This window comes from Pseudomonadota bacterium (assembly GCA_037200975.1).
In the GTDB taxonomy this organism is placed as follows: domain Bacteria; phylum Pseudomonadota; class Gammaproteobacteria; order Steroidobacterales; family Steroidobacteraceae; genus CADEED01.
The window spans coordinates 284,374-306,715 of the sequence record JBBCGI010000001.1; the positions used below are offsets into that span (position 1 = coordinate 284,374).

A 22,342-nucleotide genomic window follows, 5' to 3' on the forward strand; every position below is an offset into this window, starting at 1 on the left:
TCACCCTTCGTTCTTCGCCCGGCTGTCCTCTGCGCCCCGCCATCCACTGTCAGCACGCTCCTATCCGCCGTTCCCGTTCCTCATTGCAGCGGCAGGACGAACCGGAAGCTGCCCGCGTCACCTTCCCGGATCTGCGATTCCTCGCGCGCATAGGACAAACCCATGGTGAAACCCGCCGCCGTCTCATACTGTAGACCCACCTCACCGACGAAGTGCGAGCGATCGAGATCGGAACCGATTCGCATCGGCGACGCCGCACCCTGGTCGCCCGCAAGGCTCGCGCGCACCTTGGTGCTCGTCCCCGACAGGTATTGCATCAGGCCCACCCGCAGGAAGGTCCGCAGCGACGCGCCGCTGCCGAACGTCGCGCTGTATCGCCCCGCGATCGCCGGCTCCGCCCACAGGTGAGTCTCCGAACCGCTGTCGATGACCGCGTTCTGCACATCGGCACCCCGCTCGGTCATGCTTCCATGGCGCAGCATCGACGTGCCGATGCTCAACGAAGGCTGCAACGTGAAGCCGTTCGCGGCGATGTTGTACGTGTAGTCGAGCACATTGCTCAGGAAGTACACGTCACGCTCGCCGCGCGCTTCACGCAGCCCGGTGACGCCTAACCACCGCGAGACCGACTCCGTCTGGCTGCCCAGCGAAAGCGTCGCGCCGACCGAACTCGCGCCGAACGCGCGGCGCGCGCTGCCACCCAGCTGGGTGAAGTTGCCCTCCGCAGTCCACAACCCGTCGTATCCGGAACCGCGATGATCCTCGAAATCGACACCGACTCCGATCGTCCAGCCACCATCGAGCGGCCTCTGCACACCCGTTGATATGCTGGAGCCGCTGTCCTTCGCGGCCGGGAATCCCGCGCGTGTGTCGCGCGTGGAGGGATTGTCGTCGTAACGCGCCCACACGCAGCCGGTCTCGTCGCCGGCGGTCTCGCCGATCGACAACGTGCCGCAGTTCTGCAGGTTGCGCGAGAAACGCTGCACGCCCTTCAGTCCCAGCGCCTGTTGTTCGGCGTAGAACTCCGTGCCGAGCTGCGTGAGCATGTCGGCGTAGACGCCGAGATCGGTGGTGAGTACCGCGGCCGTGATGGTCTGTCCGAGCCCCTCGTCCGGTCCCAGGCGTTCCACCCGCCCCTGCACGCGGTTCAAGTACTCGCCCACCTCGCGGCGATTGCCGGTGAGGCCGTCCGCGTTGAAGTCGACGTCGTACGTCACCGCCAGGATGCGGTTTTCCAATGGACGCAGCCCGTACTTGATGACGATCGAGGGCTGCGCGTCGAGTATCACGCCGCGATCGATGACACCGCCGGCGGTCACGAACACCGGCATCTCGGTCAGGCCCGGGCGGATGTTGTGCACGTTCAGCAGCGAGATCCGCAGCCCTCCGGCGACATCGGCCATGCCACTGGCGAAGACCGCATCGTGGATCCCGGAGGTGAAATCCATCTCGAAGTCCGCCAGCGCCCCGGAAGTCTGCCGGTAGCTGCCGTTCAGGTAAGTCCGCACCGCCAGCTGCTCCGCACCCGGGGCGATCGTGCCGTTGTTGACCAGGTAGTTTGCCGGCGCGCCGAGGTTGATCGTGTCGCCCGAATACAGGAATGCCCCGGCGTTGTTGGCGAATCCGTTGGCGCCGCCTCCCAGGTCGATGTTGCCCATGACGGCGCCGAAGTTGTCGATGAAATCCCCGCCCGCGCCACCGCGGAAGGCAAAGCCCTGGGGGCCCGACAACGTACGCACGAGACCGCGGTTGGTGAAGCGATTCACCGCGCCGCCATCGAAGTGCACGGCCACGCCGTCCTCGCCGCCCACGACTTGTTTGCCGGCCGCGAGTGCCGCCGTGATATTGCCGCCCAGCCCATCAGCGCCTGCGCTCTGCGCAAACAAGGCCGTCGAGGAATCACCCAGCGCGGCAATATCGCCGTTGAGCTCGAGATCGATGGCACCGGCCGTACCCGCGCCGCCCGCGCTCGCCGCGAAGGCCCCGTCGACGTATCCGCCGCCGCCGCCGACACTCTGGGCGAACAGGCTGTAGGTGCAATCGCCCAGCGTGGCGATCGTGCCGTTCTGCTCGAACGAGATGTTGCCGCCGTTGCCGATGTTGTCGGACGACAACGTCACGCCCGGCGCATCCGCATCTGTGAACACGGCGCTGCCGCCGCCGCCGATGGACTGCAGGAATACGCCGTGCGAACGCGTGCCCGCGGTGGTGACGTCCCCGGTGTTGATCACCGCGAGATTGCCACCATCGCCGCTCGCGCCATGCGAACCGCCGAGCGTGACGGCCAGCCCGTCGACGCCCAGCACGCTCGCGACACCGCCGCCGGCGCCCACGCTCTGGAAGATCATGCCCAGCGCGTTGTCGCCCGTGGTCCCGATGTTGCCCGCCAGGTCGAGCCCGACGTTGCCGCCCTTGAGCAAACTACCGCCCGAGCTGCCGAAGCTGAGCTGGGGCACGTTCGCCGCAACCGCCTGGGCCTGCGGCTGCGCGCTGCCACCGTCCGCGAAGCGCAGCTTGTCGCCGCGCGTCCGCTGCTTGCCGGCCTCCGCCGTGCCGCCGCTCTCCATCAGGCTCAAACTACCGCCGCCGCCGCCGATGCTCTGGAACAACCCGCCGTGCGCGGCGTTGCCCTGCGTCGCGACCGAGCCGTTCTGCGTGTGTTCGATGTCGCCGCCTTCCTCGTTGTCGCCGTCCTGGCCGCCCAACGTGAGCTGGGTCGCCCCGATGGATCCATGTTCGGAGGACAGATCGAGATTGGCGCGGCCGCCGCCGCCGCCGATCGACTGCACCAGCGCGCCGGGCGTGTTGTCGCCCTCGGTGATGAGGTTGCCGTCGTGCGAGGACTCGATGTCTCCGCCGCGGTTGTTGGTGCCCGACACGCCGCCGAGGCGGCCCCGGATCGCGACGTCGTCCGCGCTGCCGGCCGTGTCGTTGAGCGCGAGCGTCAGGTCGAACGTGCCGCCACCGCCGCCGATGGCCTGCACCGCGTTCGCCGCGCCGTTGTTGCCGGCCACACCGAACGTGCCCGTGTAGTTGAGCGTGACGCGGCCCGCGTCGGAGTTCTGCTGATGGTCGCCACCGCCGCCGAACACCAGGACCGTGTCGGTGGTCGTGCCGCTGGGCAGCGGAATGCCTTCGTAGATTTCATCGGGTACGCCGGGCAGGCTCGTGACGCCGTTGAAATCGAGCGCCAGGTGTCCACCGCCGCCGTTGATGCTTTCGGCCACCACGGCCTGCGAGTTCGCGCCGAGCACGGTGATGTCGCCCGAGTGATTCACGGTGACATGGCCACCGAGGCCGCCCACACCGCCGCGCCCGCCGAACAACGCCGACATCGTGCCGGCGATGACCGAAGTCGCGGGATTCGTCGAAGCGCCGAAGCCGATGCCGGCGTTGCCGCCGCCACCGCCGATCGACTGCGCGAAGATGCCGTGCGCGTGCGCGCCGCGCGTGACGATGCGCCCGGTGTTGTCGACCGTCACGTCGCCCGCATCGTCGCCGTCGCCGCCCGCGCCGCCGAGGACCAGCAGCGCTTCATTCGCCACGTCGCCCGCGGCCAGCACGGCGTTCGCCGCGAGCACCAGGCCGCCGTTGCCGCCGCCACCGCCGATCGACTGCGCGAAGATGCCGTGCGCGTCGTCGCCCGAGGTGTCGATCACCGAATCGTTGGTGACGTGCACGTTGCCCGCCGCGGCGCCGACGCCGCCATCGCCGCCGACCAGCAGGTCGACCAGCGTGACGTTGCCGCGATTCGACGCGCCCGCATTGGCGTTGAGGATCGAACTACCGTTGCCGCCGCCACCGCCCACGCTCTGCGCGAAGATGCCGCGCGCCGCGCGGCCCTGCGTGACGATGACGCCGCTGTTCTCGACGCCCGCCTGCGCGCGGTTGGTGACGGTGACGTCGCCACCGGTGCCACCCTCGCCACCATCGCCGCCCAGCGTCATGTTGAGCCGCGTCGAGCTCTGGTTGGAACCGATGTCCTGCACGCCGAGATCGAGGATCAACCCGGCGTCGCCGCCCTTGCCGCCGATGCTCGTGGCACGGATGCCATCCGATTCCTCGCCGTGCGTTTCGATCACGCCTTCGTTGGTCACGGTGACCGCATCGCTGGTGCCGCCGATGCCGCCTGTGCCGCCCACGTTCAGCGACAGGGCGCGCGTGGTCTCGCCGCTGCTCTGGCCGAACTTCATGATGGCGCCGCCGACGCCACCACCGCCGCCGGTGGATTGCGCGTAGATGCCGAACGCGTGCCGGCCGGTGGTGAGGATATTGCCGGTGTTCAGGACGTCGACGGTGCTCGCGGTCGAGCCCTCGCCGCCGTCGCCGCCCATGGTCAGCGAGAAGGAATTTCCGCCCGTGCCGCCGCCGGATTCGAGATCCACCGACGCCGCGTAGCCGCCCATGCCGCCGCCGCCGCCGATGCTCTGCGCGAAGATGCCGTGCGCCTGGTCGCCGCTGGTCTCGAGCGTGGCCGCGTTGTCCACCAGCACCGCGCCCGCGGTGCCGCCGAGGCCGCCGCTGCCGCCGACGCCGATCTGGATCTGGTTGGAGGCCGCGACCGCCGGCTGACGCTCGATTGCGCCGCCATTGCCGCCGCCGCCACCCACGCTCTGCGCGCGGATGGCTTCCGCGTTCGTACCCTGCGTGACGATGCTGCCCGCCGCATGCACCTCGACGTCGCCCGCGACGCCGCCGCTGCCGCCTTCGATGCCGACTTCGAGCGACACCGCGCGATCCTGGCCCTTGCCGCCGCCGCCGTCGCTGGCGAGCTCGATGGAGCTCGAGCTGCTCTCGCCGCCGCCCTTGCCCACGCTCTGCGCGAGCAGCCCGGTCGAACCTTCACCGGCGGTAGCTAGTCTGCCGTCCGAGCTCACCCAGACGTCGCCACCGGTGCCGCCGGTGCCGCCCTTGCGGCCGAGCGCGATGTCGAGTCCCTTGTTCGCATCGGGGCTGGTCACCAAATCCATGCCCGTGTCACCGCCGCCGCCGCCCACGCTTTGCGCGAACAGCGCGATCGACTTGGTGCCGAGCGTGGTGATGTCGCCGGTGTGATCGACGTGCACCAGGCCGCCGTCGCCGCCCGGCCCTGCCTCACCGCCGATCGCGATGTTCACCGCGGTGGCGTCGGGATTGCGCCCGTAGCCGATGTTGTAGGTCGCGCTGCCGCCGCCGCCGCCCACCGACTGCGCCAGCATGCCGGTGCTGTGGTCACCGCGCGTGACGATGTCGCCGACGTTGATGACGTCGACCTGTTTGCCGTCGCCCGGGGATGCGCCACTGCCACCCACGCCGATGTTCACGGCGCGGTTGTTCTGCCCGCTGGCGCTCAGCATGAAGTTCATGCCGGCATTGCCGCCGCCGCCACCGATGGATTGCGCGGTGAGGCCGGAAGCATTGTTGCCGTAGGTGTCGATGAGGCTCTCCGCCAGCTGACCACGCCGCACGAACACCTCTCCGCCATCGCCGCCACCGCTGCCGCTGCCGCCGACTCCGGCCAGCAGCGTGGAACCCATCGGCGCGATCACGCCGGTGATGTTCATGCCGCCGTTGCCGCCGCCGCCGCCGATGCTCTGCACCAGCACGCCGCTGGCGCGTTCACGATTCGCGGTCGCTTCGAACTGCGCGTCGTTGAGATCGAACGCCGCGTTCGCGTCGCGCCCATCGACGCTCACGTGACCGTCGCTCACCAGCGTCACACGCTGCGCGTTCGCGCCCGTACCGCCCGATCCGCCCACGCCGATCGAGCCGGCGTAGCCCGTGCCGCGCGCGATGTTGCCCGACACGTTCATGCCGCCGGTGCCGCCGCCGCCGGCGACGCTCTGCGCCAGCACACCAATCGAATCGTTGCCCTGCACCGTGACGTTGCCGCGCTGGGTTGCGACCACGATGTCGCTCACATTGCCGGCGCCGCCGAAGCCACCGAGGCCCAGCACCAGCGAAGGCGTCGAGGTCTGGCTGCCGCCCTGGATGCCGCCGCTGATGTTGATGCCGCCGTTGCCGCCACCGCCGCCGATCGACTGCGCAAAAAATCCGATCGCGCCCGCGCCCACCGCGCTGATGTCGGTGTTGGCCGTGGCCGTGACCGCGCGTGCGACACCGCCGTCGCCACCGAAGCCGCCGACACCGGCGGTGATCACGCCGTCCATCGCGATGCCGCCGGACACGTTCATGCCACCGTTGCCGCCGCCCCCGCCGACCGACTGCGCGCCGACGCCGAAGCGATGGTCGCCGACCGACTGCACGCGCGCCGCGTTCACCGTGAGGTTCACCGCACCTGCATCGCCGCCGCTGCCGCCGAAACCGCCGAGTCCGAGATTCAACGTGTGCGACTGGCCATTGTTGGAATTGTCGAAGGCGATGCCGGCCGAAATATTGATGCCGCCGTTACCGCCGGCGCCGCCGATGCTTTGCGCGAGCACGCCGTTCGAGCCGTCGCTGATCGTCCGCTGCAGCGTGTCTTCCACGAGGGCGTAGTTGAGCGCGCCGAAGCCGGTCGCGAGCACATCGCCGGTGACGTTCGCCGTCACGGTGTTGGCCGCGCCGCCGCCGCCACCGAATCCGCCGATGCCGAGCGTCGCCGCGATCGCATTGCCGCTGCTCGAGGCGGACAACGCGCCGGAGACATTCATGCCGCCGTTGCCGCCACCGCCGCCGATGGACTGCGCCACGACGCCGTCGGATCCCGCGCCCGACGTGGTAGTGAGGCCGGTGCGCGTGAGGGCGACCGTTTCGGCCGAACCGCCGCCGCCGCCGAAGCCACCCACGCCCACGGAAACAGCGCCGCCCGCTTCCTTCGTCAGCGCGACGGATTCCGAGAAATTCATGCCGCCATTGCCGCCGCCGCCGCCGACGCTCTGCGCCAGCACACCCGTGGAGCGTGCACCCAGCGTCTGCACGGCGCCGGTCACATCTCCTGCGACCTTGAATCCGTTGCCGGGCGTGCCGCCCGATCCGCCGAGGCCCACCGACAAGGCGCCCGCGCCGTTCTTTCCCAGCGACACCGCGCCGGAAACATTCATCGCGCCGTTGCCGCCGCCGCCACCGACGGACTGCATCAACACGCCGAACGAATCGTCGCCGAGCGTCGCCACGTCGGCGCTGATGCCGCCCGTGACCTGGCCGCCGTTGCCACCCGCGCCGCCCTTGCCGCCGATGCCGACGCTGAGCGAGCCGGCATTGCTGGCCGCGCCCGCGAGTGTGCCGACGACATTGATGCTGCCATTACCACCGCCGCCGCCGACCGATTGATACAACACGCCGTGGGACTGGTCGCCCTCGGTGACGATCGTGCCGCTGGTTATCGACGCGCCGATCGTGCCGCCATCACCTGCGCCGCCGCCGGCCGCGCCCACGCCGATCGCGACCGCGCCGCCGCTGCTGCCGGACAACGCCACCGCGCCGGTCACGTTGATCGAACTATTGCCGCCGCCACCGCCCAGGCTCTGCACGGTGACGCCGGTCGACTGCGCGCCGCGTGTGTGTACGTTGCTGTCGATGGTCGCATTCGCGCCGCCGCCGTTGCCGCCACCGCCGCCGGCGCCACCGACACCGACCGACACCGCGCCGCCGGTGCTGCCCGAGGCCGAGAGACCTTCGGTGGCATTCAGGCCGCCATTGCCGCCGCCGCCGCCCACGCTCTGCACGAGCACGCCGCCGGAGTTTTCGCCCGCCGTCGAAACATCGCCATCGAGAATCAGGGTAGCTAGATCCGCAGTACCGGCACCGCCGCCCGCGGCGCCGACACCCACCGCCACCGCGCCAGTCTGGTCGCCGCCCGCGGCCACCGCGCCCGTGACATTCAGCGCGCCATTACCACCGCCGCCGCCGAGACTCTGCGCCACGACGCCGATCGAATTGTTGCCCGTCGTGGTGGCATTGCCGGTAAGCGTTGCCACCACGGTCGACGCGTTGCCGCCGCCACCGCCGGAACCGCCGACGCCGACCGCGACCGCGCCGCCGCTGCCGCCCGAGCCGGACACCGCACCGACGACATTCATGCCGCCGTTGCCGCCGCCGCCGCCCAGCGACTGCGCGAAGAAGCCATGCGAGTTGTCGCCTTCGGTGACGACGCCGCCCGTGACGTGCGCGATGACGCCCAAGCCATTGCCGGCCCCACCGCCCGAACCGCCGACGCCCACCGACACGGCGCCCGCTGTCGAGCCACTGCCGCTCAGCGTACCCGTGACGTTCATGCCGCCATTGCCGCCGCCGCCGCCGAGACTCTGGGCCGTGATGCCAGCGGAATTGTCGCCACGCGTGTGCACCAGGCCCGTGACCGTCGCATCGACTGCGCCACCGTTGCCGCCGCCGCCCGCGGCACCGCCGACGCCGATGGCCACCGAGCCGGCCGTACCGCCGCTGGCACTGACCGCGCCGCTGATGTTCATGCCGCCGTTGCCGCCGCCACCGCCCAGCGCCTGCGCGAGGATGCCGCCGGAATTCGTGCCCACCGTGTCGACGTTGCCCGTGACGTGCAGGGTAGTTAGCGCGGCATTACCCGCGCCCGCGCCCGAGCCGCCGACACCGAGCGCGATCGAACCCGCGCCATTGCCCGACGCCGTGACCGTGCCGGTCACGTTCATGCCGCCGTTGCCGCCGCTGCCGCCGAGACTCTGCGCGATGATGGCCGTCGCATTCGTGCCGCGCGTGACGGCGCTGCCGTTGAGCGTGGCATTGACTATCGAGCCATTGCCGCCCATTCCGCCGCCGCCGCCGATGCCGACGGATACGCCGGCGGCGCCGCCCCCGGCACCCGTGAGCGTGCCCGTCACGTTCATGCCGCCGTTGCCGCCCGCGCCGCCGATGCTCTGCACGATGAAGGCGTTGGAGCCCTGACCCGTCGTATCGATGTTGCCGTTGACGACCGCCGTGGCGAGGTTGCCGTTGCTCGCGGTGCCCGCGTCGCCGCCGACACCCACGCTCACGCCGCCCGAGCCGCCGCCGGAACCCGTGACCGTGCCCGAGACGTTCATGCCGCCGTTGCCGCCACCGCCGCCGATGCTCTGCACCACGATCGCATCCGCATCCATGCCCTGCGTCAGCGCGTCGCCATCCACGGTGACGTTGACGGTTTCCGCGTGGCCGCCCTTGCCGCCCGCGCCGCCGACGCCGATGGCCGCGGCGCCCGAGCCGCCGCCGGCGCCATTGATCGAGCCGGAAATATTGAAGCCGCCGTTACCGCCGCGTCCGCCCACGGACTGCGCGACCAGGCCGGTCGAGCGATCGCCAAGCGTAGTTAGGTCGCCGGTGAGATGCGCGATCACCTTGCCACCCACGCCGCCGTCGCCACCCGCGCCGCCCACGCCGACCGAGGCCGCGGCGCTCGCGCCGCCCGCACCCGTGACCGCGCCCGCCACGGTGAAACCACCCGTGCCGCCACCGCCGCCGATGCCCTGCAGCACCGCACCGAACGAATCGTCGCCTTCGGTGCGGATGTCGCCCGTGTACTGCGCGTCGACGATGCCGGCCTTGCCGCCCTTGCCACCGTCACCGCCGATCGAAACCGAGGCCGCGCCGGCCGTGCCGCCGGCACCCGCCGCCGTCAATGTGATGGCGAAGCCGCCGGTGCCGCCACCGCCGCCCACCGACTGCGCGACGATGCCGTCCGACTGCCCGCCGGTAGTTAGAATGCTGCCGCCCGAGCGCAACGTGACGTTGCCGCCCTCGCCGCCGTCGCCGCCACGACCGCCGATGCCGGCCGCCAACGCCACGCCCGCGGCATCGCCGCCCGCGCCCGCGAATGAGATGGCAAAGCCGCCGTTGCCACCGCTGCCGCCGACCGACTGTGCGACCACGCCGTCCGCGTCGGTGCCCTCGGTGACGATGCTCGTGTTGCCATTGAGCGTGACGGTGCTGGCGTTGCCGCCCGCGCCACCCTTGCCGCCGACCGACAGCGACGAGGCCGCGGTGTAACCAATGGACGCGGTCGCGGCGAAACCGCCGTTGCCGCCGCCGCCGCCGACGCTCTGCGCCAGGATGCCCTTCGCGCGATCGCCGAGCGTGTGGATGGTGGGCGTGACGCCCGCGGTCGGATTCGCGTTGATGGTGACCGTGTCGGCCTTGCCGCCGGCCGCGCCGGCGCCGCCGATCGCGGTGCCCGTGAAGATGCCGAGCGCGGTCGAGCTGCCGCCGTTGCCGCCGCCGCCGCCGATCGACTGCGCGAAGATGCCGTGCGAGTCGTTGCCGAGCGTCGTCAGATCGCGATTGTTGTTGATGACGACCTTGCCGCCATCACCGCCGCCGCTGCCCGAGCCGCCGACCGTGAGGAACGCGCCGCCGCTCGAGCCGCCGTTACCGCCGCCGCCGCCGATGCTCTGCGCCTCGATCGCGCTCGACATGTTGCCGCGCGTGCTGATGATGCCGTTGTTGGTCACCGTCACCTGGCTCGCCAAACTACTGCCGGTGGCATTGCCGCCGATGGCGATCAATCCGCCGCCGTCGCCACCGTTGCCGCCACCGCCACCGATGCTCTGCGCGAGGATGCCGCGCGCGAACGCGCCGGTCGGCAGGTTGCCGCCGGGAATCTGCACGTCGAGGCCGGTGCGGATGGTGCCGTTGTTGGTCACGTCGACGGTGAAGCCGTTGCCGCCGCCAGCGCCCGTGCCGCCCAGCGCGCCGATGCCGGCCGTGCTCGCGCCATTGCCGCCGCCGCCGCCAATGCTCTGCGCCACGATGCCGTCGGCGCCGCGCGCATGCGTGAGGATTTCGCCGCCGGCCTGGTTGTCGACGTGCACCGCGCCGCCGCTGCCGCCGGTCGCGCCGCTGCCGCCGAGCGCCACCGCGCCCGCGGAGTACGCGGCCGAGCCGCCGCCACCGCCGATGCTCTGCGCGACGATGCCCTTGGCATCGACGCCCAGCGTTTCGATCGTGCCCTTGTTGATCACGTCGACGGCATCGCCGCTGCCGCCGATGCCGCCCGAACCGCCGAGTGACACGCCGCCCGTGGCGCTGCCGCCCGCGCCGCCGCCGCCGCCGATGCTTTGCGCCAGCACGCCGTTGGCGCCTTGCCCACGCGTGCGGATAAGGCCGTCCGTGTCGTTGAGCACGTCGACTTCGCCGCCCTTGTTGATGAACAGCGGCTGGTTAGGATCCGTGGACGCGGTGCTGCTGCCGCCGATGGCCACGAGACCCGTGGCCGCGCCACCCGAACCGCCGCCACCGCCGATGCTCTGCACGAGCACTCCGTAGGCCAGCGTGCCGAAGGTATCGACCTGGCCGCGGTTGTTGGCGGTGGCGTGTCCGCCGTTGCCGCCGCTGTTGCCCGCGCCGCCGATCGCGACGACGCCGCCCGAATCGCCGCCGTTGCCGCCACCGCCGCCGATGCTTTGCGCGAGGATGCCGTACGAGGCATCGCCGATGGTGAGGATGGTGCCGCCCGCCAGGTTGTTAGCCGTGGCGATCCTGCCGTCGCCGCCGGCCCCGCCCGAGCCACCGACGGCCGAGATGCCGGAGGCCGAGCCGCCGTCGCCGCCGCCGCCGCCGACCGACTGCGCGTAGAGACCGATCGCGCTCGAACCCTGCGTGATGATCACGCCGGTCGCGCCGTTGTTCGCGGTGGCCGTGCCGCCGTCACCGCCGCCGCTCGCGCCGCCGCCGAGAGCCGTGAGTCCCGACGCGTTGCCGCCGCTGCCGCCGGTGCCGCCGACGCTCTGCGCCATCACGCCGTGCGCGGCCTTGCCGCCGGTGGACACGCCGTTCACGGACGTGCCGGTGCTCACGTAGCCGTTGTTGGTCGCGGTGGCGTTGCCGCCGTTGCCGCCGAAGCTTGCGGACCCGGCATCGCCGACGATGCCGTAGCTGTCGCCGCCGTTGCCGCCGCCGCCGCCGATGCTCTGCGCGAACACGCCGATGGCGCTGTCACCGGTCGTGACGACACGGCCCGTAACGGTGTTGGTCGCCTCCGCGTTGCCCGCGAGCGCCGCCGGACCGCCGCGTCCCGCACCCGCGAAGATATAACCATTGCCGCCGTCGCCGCCGAAGCCCGCGCGGCTCTGCACGTAGATGCCGTGCGCTTCCGCGCCCTCGGTCTGGATGTCCACGCTCGAGATCGCGGCCACGTTGCCGCCCGTGCCTGCACCGCCGCCGTCGGCCGCCGGCAAGGCGCCCCACGCATCGCCGCCGGAACCGCCGTTGCCACCCTGGCTCGAGACGGCGACGCCGGACGCGCCGGCCTGTTTGGTGCGGATGACGGGGAACCACGTCGTGCTGTCGACGACGTCGGTGAAGGTTTCCCCGTTCCCGCCCCCCTGCCCGTTCTGCGCGGATTCACCGATCGTCCAGCAGCCGAAGAAACAGATTTCGATGCCCCAGCCGTCGCGGCCGTTGTCGCCCCAGCGGCCGATACGTTCATCTTTGTATTGATGCTGCTCGCCGGCCACCGGCGTGGGCAGCGGCAGGCTCTCCGGATCCTTGCCACTCGATCCTGCAAAGCCCGGCGGAAAAGCATCGCCGGGCGGCGTGACCTCGAGATCGACGTCGGCGAGCGTCTCGGGCTTGCCGACTTCCTGCAGCTTCACCTGGACAGGCGGCTGCGGTGGCGGCGGCGGATCGTCATCGTCGTCCGACGGATCGGTGTCGGGCGCGCGCACGATGCCCATGATGACCATGGTGCGGGCGGGAATCGCGTCGACGGCGAGTTGCTCGGGACGCGCCGGCCGCGGCGGGGTCACGGTGTTGTCCGCGGGGATGGCGTCGAGATGGGGCACCGCCGGCACGGCGGGGATCGTGAAGGTATAGCCGGTAGTTAGCGGACCGGCCCAGATGTAATGTCCCACGTCCGTCAGCACCGAACCGTACGGGTTGAAGACCAGCGAGACGACCTTTTCCATCACCCCCGTCGTCGGGTTGCGGATCATGTCGTCCTTCTTGATGCACAGGTCCGTGGGCGATGCGCAGAAGAGCTTGGCGGGGTCGGCCTGCCCGAGAGCCAGGGGAGCCGTGCCGATGGCCAGCAAGACGAACGCAAGGCGGACTGCTTTCACGGCTGAGCTCCAGAAATGGAAAAGCCGCGGGCGTCGGGGACGCGCGCGGCTGAGGGAAGGAAAGACGAATCAGCAACATATGGCGGAGAGGGTGGGATTCGAACCCACGGTCCCCGTGAGGGAACGCCGGTTTTCAAGACCGGTGCATTCAACCGCTCTGCCACCTCTCCGGCTGACGCGATTCGCGCGCGCAAGCTACTGCAAACCCCGGGCGGGGTCCAGCCAGAAGGCAAACGGGCAAGTGCCCATGGTTCAACGAGATGTGGAACGTTCGGACCACGTCCGGCGGTCATCGGCTTCTCCCTCCAGGGGCGCCATTGGAGCTTTCCCTACTCCTTCCAACAATGGCCCATCGGGCCTAGACCCAGGGCTTAAGCCCTTCGGCGTATGCACTTCGCACTATGCAAAAGGACATGCTGCAGCTATGGCTGGCAAACCGCTGGTTTCTTTAATATGACCACCGTGAAACTGCTCATCGTCGACGACCATCCGCTGTTTCGCGACGGGCTCGCGGCGCTGCTGCGCCAGGCATCGGCGGACACGCAGGTCGTGCAGGCTTCATCCACCGAAGAGGCGTTGCATCTGGTTGACGAACAGATCGTCGATGCGGTGTTCATGGATCTGGTCATGCCCGGCCTGTGCGGCGAAGCCGCCGTGCGCGAATTCGCGCGCCGCCATCCGGACCTTCCCGTGATCGTCCTGTCGAGTTCGGAGAGCGCCAGCGACGTGCGCCGCGTGCTCAATGCCGGGGCCTCCGGCTACATTCCCAAGTCAGCGACCGCGCAGACCGTGGTGTCCGCCCTGCAGCTGGTGTTGTCGGGGAACATCTATGTGCCGCCGCTGCTGGTCACTGCCGCCGCGCGCGCCGCCGATCACGCCAGCCACGACGGACCGCGCACACTGGCGCAACTGACGGAGCGTCAGGTGGACGTGCTCAAGTATTTGCGCGACGGTCTTTCCAACAAGGAGATCAGCGCGAATCTCGGCATCGCCGAGAAAACGGTGAAGGTCCACATCGCGGCGATCTTCAAGACGCTGAACGTGGTCAACCGGACGCAGGCGGCGCGCTTTCTTCACGAAGCGCCGGATGCTGCGCCACGAGATGTGTAATGGCCGCACGCAGCCGGCTGTTCGACACCGGCTTGTGCAGCAGTAACAACCCGCTCTCCTGCGCTTCCCGGAGCCGGTCCGGCGCCGTGTCGCCGGTGATCAACATCCCCGGAATATCGTCGTCGTTGTATTCGGCGCGCAGCCGCTCGATGACGTGGATTCCATCCTCGTGGGCGCGCAACCGATAGTCGCAGATGATGAGCGCCGGCCGGTCCGGGCAATTCGCGAGCTGCGCCAGCATCTCGTCGCAGGAACCGGCAACGATCGCCTTGAAGCCCCACCCTTCGAGCAGGCTCTTCATGGCCATCTGGATAGTCGTTTCGTCGTCGACGACGAGAATGAGCCCCGTGGCCAAAAGTTCGCCGGCTGCCTCGGCGGCCGGCAGCGTCGCGCTGATCGCCGCGTCAGACTGCGGCAGCTCGAGCGCAAACATGGAACCGCGATTCGGCACCGACCGGACCCTGAGCGGATGGCCTAACAACGCAGTCAGACGCCTGACGATCGCAAGACCCAGCCCGACACCCTTGCTGCGATCCCGCTCGGGATTGGCGACCTGGTAGAACTCCTTGAAGATCTGGCCTTGTTCGCTCCCGGGTATGCCGCGGCCGGTATCCCACACCTCGACGCTGACGGACTTGCCGCGCGCGCGACAGGCGACCAGCACGCCGCCCGTATCCGTGTAGGCAATCGCATTCGCGACGATGTTGCGTACCACGCGTTCTATCAACAGCGGGTCGCTGTACACGACGGCCGCGGTCGGCCGCAGGCGCAGTTCGATCTTCTTTGCGTCGGCCTCGCCGGCATGGTCGCGGCCGATACGCTCGAGCATGGGCTGCAGCGCAAAGGTCTGCGCGTTCACTTCCACGACGCCGGCGTCGAGACGCGAGATGTCGAGCAGCCCGTTGAACAAACCGCCCATCGCCTGCACCGAACTGTCGATGTGATCGAGCAGGCGGTTCGCTTCTGAGTCCGTGACACGCGGCCGCAGCGCCGCGACGAACAGGGTGAGCGCGTGCACCGGCTGGCGCAGGTCGTGGCTCGCGGCAGCGAGGAAGCGCGACTTGGCCGCGCTCGCCTCCTCCGCAATCAGCTTTTCTCCGCGCAGGCGCGCGATCAGGTCTTCGTTCTCGAAGCGCAACCGCACCGCTTCTTCGAACTGCGCGCTGTAGCGGCGCGCCTGGTCGGCGATCGCCAGCAACCAGCCGGAGATGATGAGTGCCAGGATCCAATGCACCCAGTCGCCCTGCGCGACCATCCATGCGATCGGAAACGCCAGCATCGGGAATATCGCGAAGTAGATAGCGGGACGCAACACGCCGAACGCGGTGATCGCGCCGCTCGCGACGGCGCACAGGTAGAGCATCACCAGCAGCTGCATGTCGAAGCGGCCCGGCGCGAGCAACCACCACGATCCCAGCCCCAGCGTGAAACTCGCAACCAGCGCGCCGTATGCGAACCGACGCGCCCAGGTGCGCCACTCGTGATCGGGCGGTTTGCGCCGCAGATAGGTTGCGATCAGAAGGATACGCGTGCCGATCTGGGCGACCATGACGAAGCCGAACACGGTGGCGACCAGCGAGCTCACGGCGCCGGTGCCGGCGAGAATGGCCGCGATCAGCAAGGCGGCGAGCGCGGTCGCGGTCATGCCCGGCGCGGTGTTGCGGTAGGCAGAGCGCACCTGCTCCGCGCCGATCCGGTTGATCAATTCGATGTTGTTTGTTGCCACGCGCCGCCCTTTGTGCGACGCAGGCTAGCCAAGTTCGGAGCGGCGCGCCAGCACGCGCGCCCCGCTCAGATTTTCTCGAGGCCGCCCATGTAGCCGCGCAACGCGCCGGGCACGGTGATCGAACCGTCCGCGTTCTGGTAGTTCTCGAGCACCGCCACCAGCGCACGCCCCACCGCGACACCCGAACCGTTCAACGTATGCAGCGGTTCCGGCTTGCCGGTGTCGGGATTGCGCCAGCGTGCCTGCATCCGGCGCGCCTGGAACCCTTCGCAGTTGCTGCAGGAAGAAATCTCGCGATATTTGTTCTGCGCGGGCAGCCAGACCTCGATGTCGTAGGTCTTGGCGCTGGCGAAGCCGATATCGCCCGCGCACAACGCGAGCACGCGGTACGGCAGCTCCAGCTTCTGCAGCACTTTCTCCGCGTGAGAGGTGAGCTCTTCGAGCGCCGCATACGAATCCGCGGGTCGCACGATGTGCACCAGCTCGATCTTCTCGAACTGGTGCTGGCGGATCAGGCCGCGCGTGTCCTTTCCGGCCGCGCCTGCCTCCGAACGGAAACTCGGCGTGTGTGCGACCAGCTTCATCGGCAACTTGTTTGCTTCGACGATGCTGTCGCGTACCAGGTTGGTGACCGGGACTTCGGCGGTCGGGATGAGATACAAGTTCTGCTCGCCCTGCACGCGGAACAGGTCAGCCTCGAACTTGGGCAGCTGACCGGTCCCCTGCAGGCTCGACGCGTTCACGAGATACGGTACGTACAGCTCGGTGTAGCCATGTTCGCGCGTGTGCAGATCGAGCATGAACTGCGCGAGCGCGCGATGCAGCCGCGCGATGCCGCCGCGCATCACCGAGAAGCGCGCGCCCGAAATTTTCGCCGCAGTTTCGAAATCGAGCCCTCCCAGTTTCTCGCCGAGCTCGACGTGATCCTTCGGCGTGAATTCGAGTTTCCGTGGCTCGCCCCAGCGGCGCACTTCCTGGTTGGCCGATTCGTCGCGCCCTTCGGGCACCGACTCATGCAAGGTGTTGGGCAGGCCCAGCTGCCAGGCGTCGAGCTGCGCCTGCACGCCGGCGATGGCGGCATCGCTCGCCGCCAGCTGGCCGGTCAGCTCTTCCGCGCGTATGAGCAAGGCGCTCGCGTCCTCACCCTTGCCCTTGGCCATGCCGACGGCCTTGGCATTCGCGTTACGCTCCGCGCGCACGCGGTCCGATTCGATCTGGGCGCTCTTGCGCCGCTCGTCGAGCGCGTTGAACGCGGCAACGTCGAGCGTGAACCCGCGACGCGCGAGATTGGCGGCAACCCCGGCGGGATCGGCACGCAATTGTCTGGAGTCGAGCAAGCAATTCCCCTACTAACTAGGCGACCAGCAAGGTCCCGATTTTCATTCCGAGCACTGCGGCGACCAGACAGCCCCCGACCGTGGCGGCCATGTAGACGGCCCCGGTGGCGGAAAAGCCCAGCAACGCGGATTCCAGCGCGAAAGCCGAATACGTGGTGAACCCGCCGAGCACACCCGTCATCCAGAAGAGCCGCGCATTGTCCGGGCTGCCGCCGCGGGCCGTAATGTATATATATAAGAGTCCGATGGCGAACGAACCCAGGACGTTCACGGTGAGCGTGGCCACCGGCCAGCCCCCGGGCGCCACCGGCCAGAGCCGATAGGCGCCATATCGCGCGATGCTCCCGAGGGCGCCACCCAAACCCACCAGCAGCCAATTCACGATTCGTCTCCGCCGCGTTTGTCAGGCGCGGGATCCGGCTCGCCACGCAGCCGCGCCAACGCCTCGCCGATCCGGATCTCGAGCCCGCGCGCCACCGGGCGGTAGTAGCGCCGGTCCGGCATTTCATCGGGCAGATAACGTTCGCCTTTCACGAATGCGCCCGGAGCATCATGCGCGTAACGATATCCCTCGCCGAAGCCGAGCCCCTTCATCAGTTTGGTCGGTGCGTTGCGGAAACGCAGCGGCACGTCCAGCGTGCCGAATTGTTCGACGTCGGCTTTCGCCTCGCCATACGCGACGTACACCGCGTTGCTCTTCGGCGCGACCGCGAGGAACACCAGTGCGTTGGCGATCGCCAGCTCGCCCTCGGGGCTGCCGAGTCTTTCGAAGATCTCCCACGCATCTAGTGCGATCTGCTGGCCGCGCGGATCGGCGAGGCCAATGTCTTCGATCGCCATGCGCACGATGCGGCGCGCCAGATAGTGAGGATCGCAGCCGCCATCGAGCATGCGGGCGTACCAGTACAACGCTGCATCCGGGTCCGTGCCACGCACCGCCTTGTGCAGCGCCGAGATCTGATCGTAGAACTGCTCGCCACCCTTGTCGAAGCGGCGCCGCCCGCCGGTCGCGACCTCTTTCACCTGCTCGAGGCTGATGGTGGCGTGCCCATCGACATCAACCGCCAGATCCGCGGCGATTTCCAGCATGCCGAGCGCGCGGCGGCCATCGCCGTCGCCACCATGCGCGAGCGCGATCAGCGCTTCATCGTCGATATGAATGGCACGCGCGCCGAGGCCGCGCTCCGTGTCTTCCAGCGCCCGGCGCAGTAGTTTGACGATGTCCTGGATGGTGAGCGAGCGCAGCACGTATACACGGGCGCGCGACAGCAACGCGCTGATAACCTCGAACGATGGGTTCTCGGTGGTCGCGCCGATGAACGTCAGGGTGCCATCCTCGACGTAGGGCAGGAAGGTGTCCTGCTGCGATTTGTTGAAGCGATGCACTTCGTCGAGAAACAGCACGCTGCGGCGGCCGCGTTCGGCCCGCACGGTGCGGGCGCGCTCCACGGCTTCGCGGATATCCTTGACGCCGGCCATCACGGCCGACAATTGCATGAACTCGGCGTCGGCGCGGCGCGCGATGAGCCGCGCCAGCGTGGTCTTTCCCGTGCCCGGCGGGCCCCACAGAATCAGCGAATGCAGCTGCCCGCGTTCGAGCGCCTGCCGCAATGGTTTGGCCGGCGCGATCACTTGTTCCTGCCCGACGAATTCGTCGAGATTGCGCGGTCGCATGCGGTCGGCCAGCGGACGGAGCGCGTCGTTCGGTGCCACGTCGCGCAGCATGTCGGGCTGTGAACCGCGCGCGCCCGTGCTCACGGGACGGCCCGCCGCTGGCCTAACAACCACGCCATCCACTGTGTCCAGCGGGACAGGCCCAGCCATCCGAGCAGCAGACCGAGCAGCGCGCCGCAGGAATTCGCGATCACATCGGTCGGATCGCCGTGGCGGCCGGCGTGCATGAAATACTGCGCGATTTCGATCGCGATGCCGAGGGCGAGAAGGCCCAGCAGGATCTTCCACCACGAACGGCGCGCGACGAGCCCGGTGAAATACGCCGCCAGAGCGCCATGACCGGCCAGGTGGCTCAACTTGTCGTTGAAGTTGAACGCCATTGGCAGTTCTTCTCCGGGAAGCAGACAGACATAAACCGCGAGGCCCACGAACATGAACCCCAGGCCCCACCACAGGCGCGTGAGGATGAGCGGCGGAATCATGAAATCGGAGTACCGATGACGTCGGCGCTGGCGGGCGGCGTGAACTTCACTTCCGCTTCCGCCACGGGCGCATTGCGTTCGCTGGCGACGAAGTCGAGGCGCACGGTCTGCCCGAGCTTGTCCTTGAGCACCATCCGTTTGAGTTCGTTGCGCAGGAAAGCGAGTTGCGCTTCGCGGAAGTCGGCGTCGCCTTCTTTCGGCACGACCTTCACCCAGTCGAAACCGTCGCGCCGCCCTGCGGGCGAGACCGTGAAGAGTTCGCGAATGTTCCCGTCACCGGCCAGCAGACTCGCGGGTGTCGCGGTGAGCGCCGCGGCCGCGGCTTTTACCGACACCTGCTCGAGGTCGCGGTCGTAGAACCAGAGATTCTTGCCATCGGCCACCATCAATTGGGGCGACGCGCCACCCTCGGGAGTCAGCTCCCAGCGAAACCGGCCCGGGCGCACGATGATCAGTTTGCCGGTGGCCTTCTGCACCGTGAGGCCGCGGCCATCGGTGACGACCTGCGAAAATTCCGCGCGCAGCGTCTTCAGATGTTCCAGATAGCTGTCGAGCGGCGTCTGGGCCTGCGAGAGGGAGGCGCCGCCGAAAGTGGCGAGAAATCCTGCGAGCAGGATCAGTCGCGGTGAACGGCGCGGCGAAGCAGCCATCATTCGCTGCCCGGCGGCGCGGGCGCGAGAATTTCACGTGCGCCATTGGGCTGCAACGGCCCGACCACGCCCGCGTTCTCCATGCTTTCGAGCAGGCGCGCGGCGCGGTTGTAGCCGATCTTGAGCCGGCGCTGCACATAGGAGATGGACGGCTTGCGCTCCGTGGTGACGATTTTCACCGCCTCGTCGTACAACGCATCCTGTTCGCCGTCGCCACCCGCGACATTGGGGTCGGCCGGCTCGCCCGAGATGCCCACAAGCGGCGTGCTCGGACCGTCGAGGACCTCCTCGATGTAGTTCGGCGCGCCGGACTTCTTGAGCGCTTCGACCACGCGGTGTACTTCGGCATCCGCGACGAACGCGCCGTGTACACGCGTCGGCACCGAGGTGCCGGACGGTAGATAGAGCATGTCGCCGTGGCCGAGCAGCGACTCGGCACCCATCTGGTCGAGGATGGTGCGTGAATCGACGCGCGCCGACACCTGGAAGGCGATGCGGCAGGGAATGTTGGCCTTGATGAGGCCCGTGATCACGTCCACCGAGGGACGCTGTGTCGCGAGCACCAGGTGGATGCCGCTGGCCCGGGCTTTTTGCGCCAGTCGGGCGATCAACTCTTCGACCTTCTTGCCGACGATCATCATCAGGTCGGCGAGCTCGTCGATGATCACGACGATGTACGGCAGCGGTGTGAGATCCGTGATGAGCCGCTGATCGATCGACGGATCGTTGGCCGCCGCCGCGGTCATGACCGGATCGCGAATCGGCCGGCCGGCATCGTTTGCGTCCTTGACCTTGCGATTGAAGCCGGAAATGTTGCGCACACCGAGCGCGGACATGAGCTGATAACGGCGCTCCATCTCGGCGACACACCAGCGCAGTGCATTCGCGGCATGTTTCATGTCGGTGACGACGGGCGCCAGCAGATGCGGAATCCCCTCGTACACGGACAGCTCGAGCATCTTCGGATCGATCATGATCAATCGCACGTGTTCGGCGGTGCTCTTGTAGAGCAGCGACAGGATCATCGCGTTGATGCCCACCGACTTGCCCGAGCCGGTGGTGCCGGCGATGAGCAGGTGCGGCATCTTCGCCAGATCCGCGCACACCGGCGCGCCGCCGATGTCCTTGCCGAGGGCGATCGCCAGTGGCGAGGTGACTTCGTCGTACGCCTTGGACTTGATGATCTCGCCGAGCGTGACGATCTCGCGCTTCTCGTTCGGGATCTCGAGACCCATCACCGATTTGCCGGGGATGACCTCGACCACCCGCACGCTGATCGCCGAGAGCGAACGCGCCAGATCTTTCGACAGGCTGCTGATCTGGCTGACCTTCACGCCGGGCGCCGGGCGCATTTCGAAACGCGTGACCACAGGTCCTGGCTGCACCGCGACCACTTCGACATCGACACCGAAGTCCTTGAGCTTGAGTTCGACCAGGCGCGACATCGCCTCGAGCGCTTCCTGCGAATAGTGCGACACCTGCGCCGGCGGATCGTCGAGCAGGCTGAGCGGCGGCAGCTCGCCCGCCTTCGGCGCATCGAACATCGGCACCTGCCGTTCCTTCTCGACGCGTTCGCTCTTTTCGGCCACGGGCGCGGGCGCTTCGATACGCGGCTTGACGCGGGTGGCGGTGCGTTTCTCTTCGACTTTCGCCGCTTCGACGCGCGCCTTCTTGGCTTCCACGCCGACGGCGACGTCGCGCGCGACGCTGCGCCGTGCCTTGATCCAGGCGATCGCATTCCAGATACCCGCGCCGAGTTTGTCGATGATCGTGAGCCACGACACCCCGAAGGCCAGCGAGACGCCGGCCATCCATGCGGTCAGCATGAACAACGTGGCGCCGAGGAAGTTGAGATTGGACGCGAGCCCGCCGCCGATGAACTGCCCCACGACGCCGCCCGCGGTTTCACGCAGGAAGCCAGGGCTCCAGTGCAATGTCGCGAGGCCACAGCTCGCGAACAACATGAGCGTGAAACCGCCGATGCGAACCAGCGTGTTCGCGCGCGTGCGGCCTTCTTCCTCTTCGCGATGCCGGAACATCACGAAGCAGGCGACCCCCAGCATGATCGGGAATAGATAGGCCGGCTTGCCGAACAGGAAGAACAGGATGTCCGACAACCACGCGCCGAATGGCCCGATGCTGTTGCCCACGGCATGACCGCCGCTACCGGTCGACATGAACGCCGCGTCTTCACGGTGATAACTCAACAACGCGAACAACATGACCAGCGCCACCGCGCCGATGGCGAGCACCGCGCTCTCGCGCAGGCCGCGCGAGACCGCCGCGGTGAAGCGCTTCTGCGGCTTGGTCCGATCGTAAGTGGTTTCTGCCATTTGCTCGCTATGTACCTGTTTGCGCTCGCGAATAGTAACTCAATCCG

9 protein-coding genes and 1 tRNA gene are annotated in these 22,342 nt (G+C 68.6%); 1 reads left to right on the forward strand and 9 read right to left on the reverse strand.

The annotated features are described in order from the left end of the window. Window positions 1-80: 80 nt before the first annotated feature. Window positions 81-12,983 (reverse strand): autotransporter outer membrane beta-barrel domain-containing protein, encoded by a 12,903-nt coding sequence (locus WDO72_01295; GenBank protein MEJ0084290.1) that lies wholly within the window; start codon window positions 12,981-12,983, stop codon window positions 81-83. Window positions 12,984-13,063: 80 nt separating this feature from the next. Beyond that, window positions 13,064-13,153, reverse strand: a tRNA-Ser gene (locus tag WDO72_01300). A gap of 292 nt (window positions 13,154-13,445) precedes the next feature. Between WDO72_01300 and WDO72_01305 the strand changes: the two genes are divergently transcribed. Continuing rightward, window positions 13,446-14,093, forward strand: a complete 648-nt coding sequence (locus WDO72_01305; GenBank protein MEJ0084291.1) for a response regulator transcription factor — start codon at window positions 13,446-13,448, stop codon at window positions 14,091-14,093. On the opposite strand, the gene WDO72_01310 is transcribed toward WDO72_01305, so the two are convergent. The 7 genes from WDO72_01310 to WDO72_01340 form a co-directional block, all read right to left on the reverse strand. Continuing rightward, window positions 14,029-15,819: a hybrid sensor histidine kinase/response regulator gene (locus WDO72_01310; protein MEJ0084292.1), complete on the reverse strand. Its 1,791-nt coding sequence runs from the start codon at window positions 15,817-15,819 to the stop codon at window positions 14,029-14,031. The two genes, WDO72_01305 and WDO72_01310, sit on opposite strands and share 65 nt — an antisense overlap. 65 nt (window positions 15,820-15,884) lie before the next feature. Further along, window positions 15,885-17,156 (reverse strand): serine--tRNA ligase, encoded by a 1,272-nt coding sequence (serS, locus tag WDO72_01315; protein ID MEJ0084293.1) that lies wholly within the window; start codon window positions 17,154-17,156, stop codon window positions 15,885-15,887. A gap of 16 nt (window positions 17,157-17,172) precedes the next feature. Then, entirely contained in the window at window positions 17,173-17,538 is a 366-nt protein-coding gene (locus tag WDO72_01320) for a CrcB family protein (protein ID MEJ0084294.1), read from the reverse strand. Next, complete coding sequence (locus WDO72_01325) at window positions 17,535-18,881, reverse strand: replication-associated recombination protein A (protein MEJ0084295.1); 1,347 nt, start codon at window positions 18,879-18,881, stop codon at window positions 17,535-17,537. Before WDO72_01325 ends, WDO72_01320 begins: the two co-directional genes overlap by 4 nt. A gap of 29 nt (window positions 18,882-18,910) precedes the next feature. Further along, window positions 18,911-19,312: a VanZ family protein gene (locus WDO72_01330; GenBank protein MEJ0084296.1), complete on the reverse strand. Its 402-nt coding sequence runs from the start codon at window positions 19,310-19,312 to the stop codon at window positions 18,911-18,913. Next, window positions 19,309-19,962 (reverse strand): outer membrane lipoprotein chaperone LolA, encoded by a 654-nt coding sequence (lolA, locus tag WDO72_01335; protein MEJ0084297.1) that lies wholly within the window; start codon window positions 19,960-19,962, stop codon window positions 19,309-19,311. Before lolA ends, WDO72_01330 begins: the two co-directional genes overlap by 4 nt. Beyond that, window positions 19,962-22,295, reverse strand: a complete 2,334-nt coding sequence (locus WDO72_01340; protein MEJ0084298.1) for a DNA translocase FtsK 4TM domain-containing protein — start codon at window positions 22,293-22,295, stop codon at window positions 19,962-19,964. Before WDO72_01340 ends, lolA begins: the two co-directional genes overlap by 1 nt. Window positions 22,296-22,342: the final 47 nt, after the last annotated feature.

What these genes read in the sequence shown, in the direction of transcription:
- WDO72_01325 (MEJ0084295.1), bottom strand. Translation starts at nt 18,881, where the DNA reads ATGCTGCGCGACGTGGCACCGAACGACGCGCTCCGTCCGCTGGCCGAC.
- WDO72_01330 (MEJ0084296.1), bottom strand. Translation starts at nt 19,312, where the DNA reads ATGATTCCGCCGCTCATCCTCACGCGCCTGTGGTGGGGCCTGGGGTTC.
- lolA (MEJ0084297.1), bottom strand. Translation starts at nt 19,962, where the DNA reads ATGGCTGCTTCGCCGCGCCGTTCACCGCGACTGATCCTGCTCGCAGGA.
- WDO72_01340 (MEJ0084298.1), bottom strand. Translation starts at nt 22,295, where the DNA reads ATGGCAGAAACCACTTACGATCGGACCAAGCCGCAGAAGCGCTTCACC.